Genomic DNA, 8371 nt, shown 5'->3' on the forward strand with positions numbered 1-8371 from the left:
CCTGAACCTCCCTGATCACAATGTTTTCCTCGCAGAATCATTGTAACCAGTTCGGTTCAGGCTTTTTCATTTGTCCCTCAACTGTGGGACAGCAGTGCCTCCTGGGTCGCCTTTTTTGTTGCTACGGCTTTCCGGGAATTACTCGCCGATCTGGCTCAGGTCACGCACTGCGCCGCGGTCGGCGCTGGTGGTCAGTGCGGCGTAGGCTTTCAGTGCGGTGGACACCCGGCGTGGACGGATTTCCTTGGGTTTGAAGGCCAGCTTGCCACGGTTTTCCATGTGGGTGCGGCGATGCGCCAGTTCTTCATCGCTGATATCCAGGCGGATGGTGCGGTTGGGGATATCGATATCGATGGTGTCGCCTTCATTCACCAAAGCAATGGCGCCGCCTTCCGCTGCTTCCGGAGAGGCGTGGCCGATGGACAGGCCGGAGGTGCCACCGGAGAAGCGACCATCGGTGAGCAGGGCGCATTCCTTGCCCAGCCCTTTGGATTTCAGGTAGCTGGTGGGGTAGAGCATTTCCTGCATGCCCGGGCCGCCTTTGGGGCCTTCGTAGCGAATCACCACCACATCGCCGGCGACGATCTGATCGCCGAGGATGGCGCGTACCGCAGAGTCCTGGGATTCGAACACCCGGGCGCGGCCGGTAAACTTGAGGATAGAGTCATCCACCCCGGCGGTTTTCACGATGCAGCCGCGCTCGGCGATGTTGCCATAGAGCACGGCCAGGCCGCCGTCCTTGCTGTAGGCGTTTGCGTAGTTGCGGATGCAGCCGTTTTCCCGGTCGTTGTCCAGGCTGTCCCAACGGGTTTCCTGGCTGAAAGCCGTCTGGGTGGGGATGCCCGCCGGCCCGGCGGTGAACATCTTTTTCACGCCTTCATCCTGGGTACGCATGATGTCGTAATGCTCCAGGGCTTCGGCCACGGACGCTGAATGCACCATGGGGATGTCCCGGTTGAGCAGGCCGGCCCGGTCCAGTTCGCCGAGAATCCCCATCACGCCACCGGCACGGTGCACGTCTTCCATGTGGTATTTCTGGGTGGCCGGGGCCACTTTCGACAGGCACGGCACTTTGCGGCTGAGGCGGTCGATGTCTTCCATGGTGAAATCCACTTCCCCTTCCAGCGCCGCTGCCAGCAAGTGCAGCACGGTGTTGGTGGACCCGCCCATGGCGATATCCAGGCTCATGGCGTTTTCAAACGCCTTAACCGTGGCGATATTGCGCGGCAGCAAGGCCTCTTCGTCCTGCTCGTAATAGCGCCGGGTGATATCCACGATGCGGCGACCGGCTTCCAGGAACAGCTCGCGACGGTCGGCATGGGTGGCCAGCAGTGAACCGTTACCGGGCAGGGACAGGCCCAGCGCTTCGGTCAGGCAGTTCATGGAGTTGGCGGTGAACATGCCGGAACAGGAGCCGCAGGTGGGGCAGGCGGAGCGCTCCACTTCATTCAGGGTTTCTTCGTCCACGCTGTCATCGGCGGCCATCACCATGGCGTCCACTAGGTCCAGCTTGCCCTCGGCCAGTTTGGTCTTGCCCGCTTCCATGGGGCCGCCAGACACAAATATCACCGGGATGTTCAGGCGCATGGCAGCCATCAGCATACCGGGGGTGATTTTGTCGCAGTTGGAAATACAGACAATGGCGTCGGCGCAGTGGGCGTTGACCATGTACTCCACGGAATCGGCAATGATGTCGCGGCTGGGCAGGGAATAGAGCATGCCGTCGTGGCCCATGGCGATGCCGTCATCCACCGCAATGGTGTTGAATTCTTTGGCGATGCCCCCGGCCTTCTCCACTTCACCGGCCACTAGCTGGCCCATGTCCTTCAGGTGCACGTGCCCGGGCACGAACTGGGTAAAGGAGTTGGCGATAGCAATAATCGGTTTACCGAAGTCCCCGTCCTTCATGCCCGTGGCGCGCCACAGGGCACGGGCGCCGGCCATGTTACGGCCATGGGTGGTGGTACGGGAGCGATACTGCGGCATGGGAACCTCGTTAATGGTCAATAGCGGGACATAAGCCAGGCATTGTAACCCAGAGAGGCCCCGGGCTGTAGACTAGCTGGGAAGCTATAAAAGCGTAACTTGGGTTCGTTAGCGCGAGTCTCAGGATGGATTGGTTTCTCAGTCCTCGCCGAGGGGTAGATTTTTGGCGGACATATAAGAATCTTTGGTGGGTATGTTATCTGCCGATACACTTTGGTTTGTAGTCTTGGTTTGTTGGAACTGTTTTGCCGCGTGTTCCGCTTGTTGGTTGGCTTGATGGACAATATCTTCAGCTTTGTTTTTCTGGCTGGGGTCAGGGTTTCCGTTGCTATCAACAAGTCCGTCAGGTTCAGGCAGGGGTTTTCTATAAGCAATAGTAGTTATTAGGCTTGCGAGCATTTCTGCTGCATTTTTATTATCAATCAATCTGGGGTCTGCTGTAACACTAAGACCGGATTTTCCGTCTGTAATTGTTGTTGGGGTGCCGCTGTCGAATTCGCTATTTCTATGGGAGTGCCACCAAAGAAAGCTCCCGGTCGCTCCAAAAATTATGCAGAAAATGAAGCCAATCCATGACTTGGTCGGCTGATACCATAAGAAAACAAAAGCTACTATCAAGCTAATGCCGGAAATTACAATCAATATCAATGGGGCTGACTGGCTTCTTTTTGCAGATATTTTGATGTCGGTAGAGACTTTTGCCCCGGAGATTTTGTTAAACATTAGGTGGCCTTAATTGTTATTGTTCCGTCTGGGTTCTTTATTGGGGCAAAAAAAGAATTGTTCTCATAAACGTTGTCGTTGTATATGTTGAAAACTCGTATGGGGTTGGAGATTTCGCTGCCAAATCGGAAAGATGTTCCTTGGCCTATAAAACAATTTACGAGCTCAAATTTTGAGGTTTCAATGATCAAAGTGCAGTCATCAAATCTGCATGATTCAAAAGTATAACCATCTATATTTACTTCTTTTTGATGATACCAAATATTGGAAACTTTTGGTTTTAAGAAGAGGTTGGCTAAGCTGCTTTCATGGTTGGTGTTTGACATAATTTCTAAGTCTTTCTCGGAGGCTTGATTTGGGGGTTAAAGGGTTTTAACAAACACCTTCGAATTCCGTTGCCAGTTATACAGCGACTGCCGGGCGCCGGGCAGTGCATCGACGCCCGCCGCTTCAAATCCCTGTTGTTGAAACCAGTGCGCCGTCAGCGTGGTGAGCACGAACAAGCTGTGCAGGCCCTGTTCCCGTGCCCGCCGTTCCAGGTAGGCGAGTACCTGGGCGCCCCGTTCGCCTTTGCGGTAGCCGGAGTGAACGGCGACGCAGGCGAGTTCGCCGGTCTTGTCCTCGGGGAAGGGGTAGAGGGCGGCGCAGGCGATGACCATGCCGTCGCGTTCGATGATGGCGAAGCGCTGGATTTCGTTTTCCAGTAGCTCTCTTGACCGGCGCACCAGGGTACCGTCTTCTTCCAGCGGTTCGATCAGCTCCAGAATGCCACCCACATCTTCGATGCGGGCGCCACGGATGGTTTCGTAGGTTTCCCGGGTGACCAGGGTGCCGCAGCCGTCGCGGGTGAACAGTTCCTTGATCAGCGCGCCGTCCACGTGGGCGTCCAGCAGGTGGGCGCGGGCCACGCCATTGCTGGCGGCGTGGCAGGCCGCGGTGAGTTGCCGGTCGATGCCGTTGTCTTCGCGTTTGTCTTCCGCCAGCAACTTGCCGGCCTCCTGGGGCGACAGTTCGCGGATGAGGTCGCCCTGGGTGTCAGCCAGACGCAGGTCATCACCGAGCAGGATCAGTTTGTCTGCGCCCAGGGCGATGGCGGCGGTGGAGGCCACTTCTTCGGCGTTCACATTGAACAGCTCGCCGGTGGGCGAGCAGCCGACCGGGGAGAGCAGCACCACGTTGCCGCTCTGGTGTTGCTGGCGGATGGCGTCCACGTCGATGCGCCGCACTTCGCCGGTGTGCTGGTAGTCGAAGCCGTTACGTACACCCACCGGTTTGGCCACCACGAAATTGCCGCTGACCAGCCGGATGCCCGCGTTGTGCATGGGCGAGTTGGCCAGGCCCATGGAGAACAGCCCTTCCAGTTTCAGGCGCAGCCCACCCACGGCGGCCATGACGCTGTCCAGCGCGGCGCTATCGGTGATGCGCATGTGCTGTTCGAAGGTGGATTCGATGCCCGCCCTGGCCAGGTGCGCACTGATTTGCGGCCGGGCGCCATGGACCAATACCAGCTTTATGCCCAGGCTGTTGAGCAGGGCCAGGTCGTGGATCAGGGGAGCCAGCCGTGGCCCGTCCAGCAGTTCCCCGGCCAGCATCACCACAAAGGTTCGGCCCCGGTGCGCGTTGATGTACGGCGAGGAGTGACGGAACCAATGGACCTGATTGTCGGGTGTGTTGCTGGACACGGTGTTTTCCCTGCTGTTTTCCCGCTATGGGAGGGAGGTAAGTCGTTGACTGGCCAGTATAGCCAGCGAATTACGCCTGAGGCCAGACGCCAGATGCTCGACGCCAAACAAAAACGCCGCCCGGAGGGCGGCGTTGGTGTGTTGCTTGCTGCGTGATGCGTGCAGCGTCTCCTTAAGCCCCAAACAGTCCCTTGAAGAAATAGAAGAACAGGATGGAGAGCAGCGCACCTGCCGGGAGGGTGACCACCCAGGAGGTGAAGATGGTGCTGATCACGCGCAGGTTCAGGGAACCGATGCCGCGGGCCATGCCGACGCCGAGGATGGCGCCCACCAGGGTATGGGTGGTGGAGATGGGCAGGCCGGTGCCGGAGGCCAGAACCACGGTGGTGGCAGCGCCCAGTTCGGCGGCGAAGCCGCGGGACGGGGTCAGCTCGGTGATCTTCTTGCCCACGGTGGCCATCACCCGGGCGCCGAAGATGGCGAGGCCGAAGACGATGCCCATGGCACCTACCAGCAGGATCCAGCTGGGCATTGCTGCCTTGGCGCCCACTTCGCCGCCGGAAGCCAGCACGCTGTTGATGGCCGCCAGCGGGCCCACGGCGTTGGCCACGTCGTTGGAGCCGTGGGCAAAGGCCATGGCGCAGGCGGTGAAGATCATCAATACGGCGAATACCCGCTCCACGGAGCTGAAGCGAAAGTCCTTGTCGGCTTCCGGGTCAGGCTTGATGCGTTTGAGGAACATGGAGCCCACCGCCATGACGATGGCGCCACCACCCAGGGCCCAGAGGAAGCTCTGGAAGAAAGAGATTTCCAGGCCAATGTGCTTGAGACCCTTCACCATGGTGACCATGGAGATGACGAACCCGACCATGAACATGTAGTAGGGCACCACTTTCTTGGCGCGCTCGAAGGGGTCGTCGTGGTTGAGTACCAGTCGCTGCACACTGCGTATCAGGGCGAAGGAAATCACCCCGGCGAGCAAGGGCGACGTCACCCAGCTGGCGACGATGGAGCCCACCTTGTCCCAGTGCACTGCATCCATGCCCAGGCCCACGGCGGCAAAGCCGACAATGGCGCCGACGATGGAGTGGGTGGTGGACACCGGCCAGCCGAACCAGGAGGCGACCATCAGCCAGATGCCTGCCGCCAGCAGCGCGGACATCATGCCGTAGACCAGATACTGGGGGGCGTGGGAGAAGGTTTCGGCATCAATGATGCCCTTGCGGATGGTGGCGGTCACCTCTCCGCCGGCCAGGTAGGCCCCGGCAAACTCAAAGATAATGGCGATGATCACCGCCTGTTTGACGGTGAGGGCCTTGGCGCCTACCGAGGTGCCCATGGCGTTGGCCACATCGTTGGCGCCGACCCCCCAGGCCATCAGGAAGCCGAAGGCGCCGGCCAACAGCAGCATCAGATAGGTATGCTCGAGCATCCACTCCATAAGAACTCTCCTAGCGTGCGACCAGCATCTGCAGGCGGCCGCCTACTTTCTGGGCGCGATCGGCGAGATCGCCCACCCATTCGATGATCTTGTAGAGGAAGATAACGTCCACCGGCGACAGCTCGCTTTCCAGCTTGAAGAGGGTGGCGCGGATGGTGATTTGTTGCTCGTCGTTGGCTCGCTCCAGGCGATCCAGTTCTTCGATCAGTTCTTCCACCAGGCGGATTTCCCGGCCACTGAAGCCGGTCTCGATCAGTTCGTCGAGCTCGTTGATGGCCTTTTGTGCCTGGGCCGAGGTGTCGATGGCGCCTTGTACATAGGCTTGCATCACATCGGCCAGCACTGACGGGATGGACATTTGTCGGCCCAGCATCAGCCCGGAGATGTCCTTGGCCTTGTTGGCCACCTTGTCCTGCACGCTGATCAGGTCGAGCAGATCGGTGCGGGGCATGGGCAGGAACAGGCTTTTGGGCAGATTCAGCCGGAACTCTTTTTTCAGCTCGTCGGCCTGGTTTTCCAGCTCGGCGATGCGCTTGCGGGCGGCGCGAGCCTTGTCCCAGTCGTTATCGGTCACGGCGGCGAAGAAGTCTGCCAGCGTACGGGCACAGTCGTGAACGGTGTCGTAGTGTTGTTGCAGGGGTTTGATTGGCGAGCGGCCGAACAGGCCGGCAATGGAGCTTCCAAAGGACATAGGCGCCTCGGGTCCAAGTTTTAGGGTTGGAAACAGCTTCCCATGATGCCGCTATTCGCTGCTGGCGGGTAGCGGCGGCGGGCCGGTGACAACGATGTCACAGTTCCGTCATGAATTGGGTCGCGAGTATAGAGAAAGCGGACGGGGCTGTCAGGGGTTCAGTGTTAGGGTTACAGTAAAGAGGCTGATAGGCCGCCTTGGTCTACGCCAGAATAATGAGATGACCCCGATTGCGTGCGGTGAAGAGTCAGGGAGAGTAGAGAGAGTGACGAAAGTGAGTGTTAACGCCCCCGCGGATCCGGCCAAGCTGGACGGCCTGCTGGTTGATGTGCGCTGGTTGATGCGTGAGTTGTTGGATGAAGGGCGCGTCAGCAAGGAAGACTTTAACGTCATCTCTACCACGCCTCGCGAGAAGAAAGAGCTGAACTGGCACGCCATTCAGGTGCTGGCCAAATACCGCCTCACGGACCGGACCGATACCCACCAGTTACTGGATGTGGATTTTCTGACCCAGTGGCTGTCGGCCAAGAGTGGGTTGCCGGTGTACAACATCGACCCGCTCAAGGTGCATGTGGATCAGGTCACCAATGTGATGAGCTATGCGTTCGCCGAGCGCCACGGCATCGTGGCGGTGGAAGTGCATCGCGACAAGGTGGTGGTGGCCTGCGATCAGCCGTTTGTGCGCGACTGGCAGGCGCATTTGCAGCAGGTGCTGCGCGATCGTGAGCTGGAAGTGGTGTTGGTCAATCCGGAGCAGATGCGCCGCTACCGGATCGAGTTCTATAACCTGAGCCGCTCCATCGCCGGGGCGGCCGGGAATACCGGTCAGGAAATGTCGGGCATCACCAACTTCGAGCAATTGCTGGAAGTGGGCAAGGGCCACCACGATGCAGACGATCAGCATATCGTCAATATTGTGGACTGGATTCTGCAGTATGCGTTTTCCCAGCGGGCCAGTGATATTCATCTGGAGCCGCGCCGGGAAACCGGCAAGATGCGGTTTCGCATTGATGGGGTGCTGCACGATGTGTACGAGTTGCCCGCTGCCATCATGGCGGCGGTGACCAGCCGCCTGAAGATTCTCAGCCGCTTGAATGTGGCGGAAAAACGCAAACCCCAGGATGGCCGCCTGAAAACCAAATCGCCGGAAGGGGCCGAGATCGAACTGCGTATTTCCACCTTGCCCACCGCGTTTGGCGAAAAGATGGTGATGCGGGTGTTCGATCCGGACGTGCTGGTGCGCAGTTTCGAGCAGCTGGGCTTTACCAAAGAGGATCATGACACCTGGCATCAGATGACCAGCCACCCCCATGGCATCATCTTTGTGACCGGCCCCACCGGGTCGGGGAAAACCACCACGCTGTATTCCACCCTCAAGCAGCTGGCCACCAGCGAGGTGAACGTCTGCACCATTGAGGACCCTATCGAAATGGTGGAGCCCAGTTTTAACCAGATGCAGATTCAGGCCAATATCGATGTGGACTTTGCCCAGGGGGTGAAGGCCATGCTGCGTCAGGATCCGGATATCATCATGATCGGGGAAATTCGCGACCTGAAAACCGCCGATATGGCCATTCAGGCGGCACTTACTGGCCACCTGGTGTTGTCGACCCTGCACACTAACGATGCGCCGTCGTCGGTGACTCGCTTGATCGATTTGGGTGTGGCCCCGTATATGATCAGTGCCACCGTGCTGGGCGTGATGGCGCAGCGGTTGGTGCGTACCCTTTGCCCGAACTGCAAGACCCCCAGCGAAACCGATCCGCAGGCCTGGGAGGAGCTGGTGCGGCCCTTCAAGATGAAGATGCCGGAGACCCTCTATCAGCCGGTGGGCTGCCTGGAGTGCCG

General features: G+C 59.0%; 6 protein-coding genes. 1 reads left to right on the top strand and 5 read right to left on the bottom strand.

From position 1 onward, the window contains the following. Window positions 1-138 precede the first annotated feature (138 nt). From ilvD to COA55_RS11095, 5 genes are all read right to left on the bottom strand, one after another. A complete protein-coding gene (gene ilvD / locus COA55_RS11075; RefSeq protein WP_290502195.1) occupies window positions 139-1986 on the bottom strand; it encodes a dihydroxy-acid dehydratase in 1848 nt (615 codons plus the stop codon). A 138-nt stretch (window positions 1987-2124) separates the two neighbouring features. Continuing rightward, window positions 2125-2709, bottom strand: coding sequence for a hypothetical protein (locus COA55_RS11080; RefSeq protein ID WP_290502196.1), 585 nt, complete (start codon window positions 2707-2709; stop codon window positions 2125-2127). A gap of 362 nt (window positions 2710-3071) precedes the next feature. Further along, the gene (gene argA / locus COA55_RS11085; protein ID WP_290502198.1) at window positions 3072-4391 is read right to left on the bottom strand and encodes an amino-acid N-acetyltransferase; all 1320 of its coding nucleotides are present in this window, start codon (window positions 4389-4391) and stop codon (window positions 3072-3074) included. Window positions 4392-4563: 172 nt separating this feature from the next. Then, window positions 4564-5832, bottom strand: a complete 1269-nt coding sequence (locus COA55_RS11090) for an inorganic phosphate transporter (protein WP_063519787.1) — start codon at window positions 5830-5832, stop codon at window positions 4564-4566. A 10-nt stretch (window positions 5833-5842) separates the two neighbouring features. Beyond that, on the bottom strand, window positions 5843-6523 hold the full coding sequence (locus tag COA55_RS11095; RefSeq protein ID WP_063519788.1) for a TIGR00153 family protein: 681 nt from the start codon (window positions 6521-6523) through the stop codon (window positions 5843-5845). Between the two features lie 265 nt (window positions 6524-6788). Here COA55_RS11095 and COA55_RS11100 point away from each other — a divergent pair. Beyond that, a partial coding sequence (locus tag COA55_RS11100) for a GspE/PulE family protein (RefSeq protein WP_063519789.1) occupies window positions 6789-8371 on the top strand: 1583 nt, incomplete at its 3' end.

Source organism: Alcanivorax sp., from assembly GCF_002733835.1.
Lineage (GTDB): Bacteria > Pseudomonadota > Gammaproteobacteria > Pseudomonadales > Alcanivoracaceae > Alcanivorax.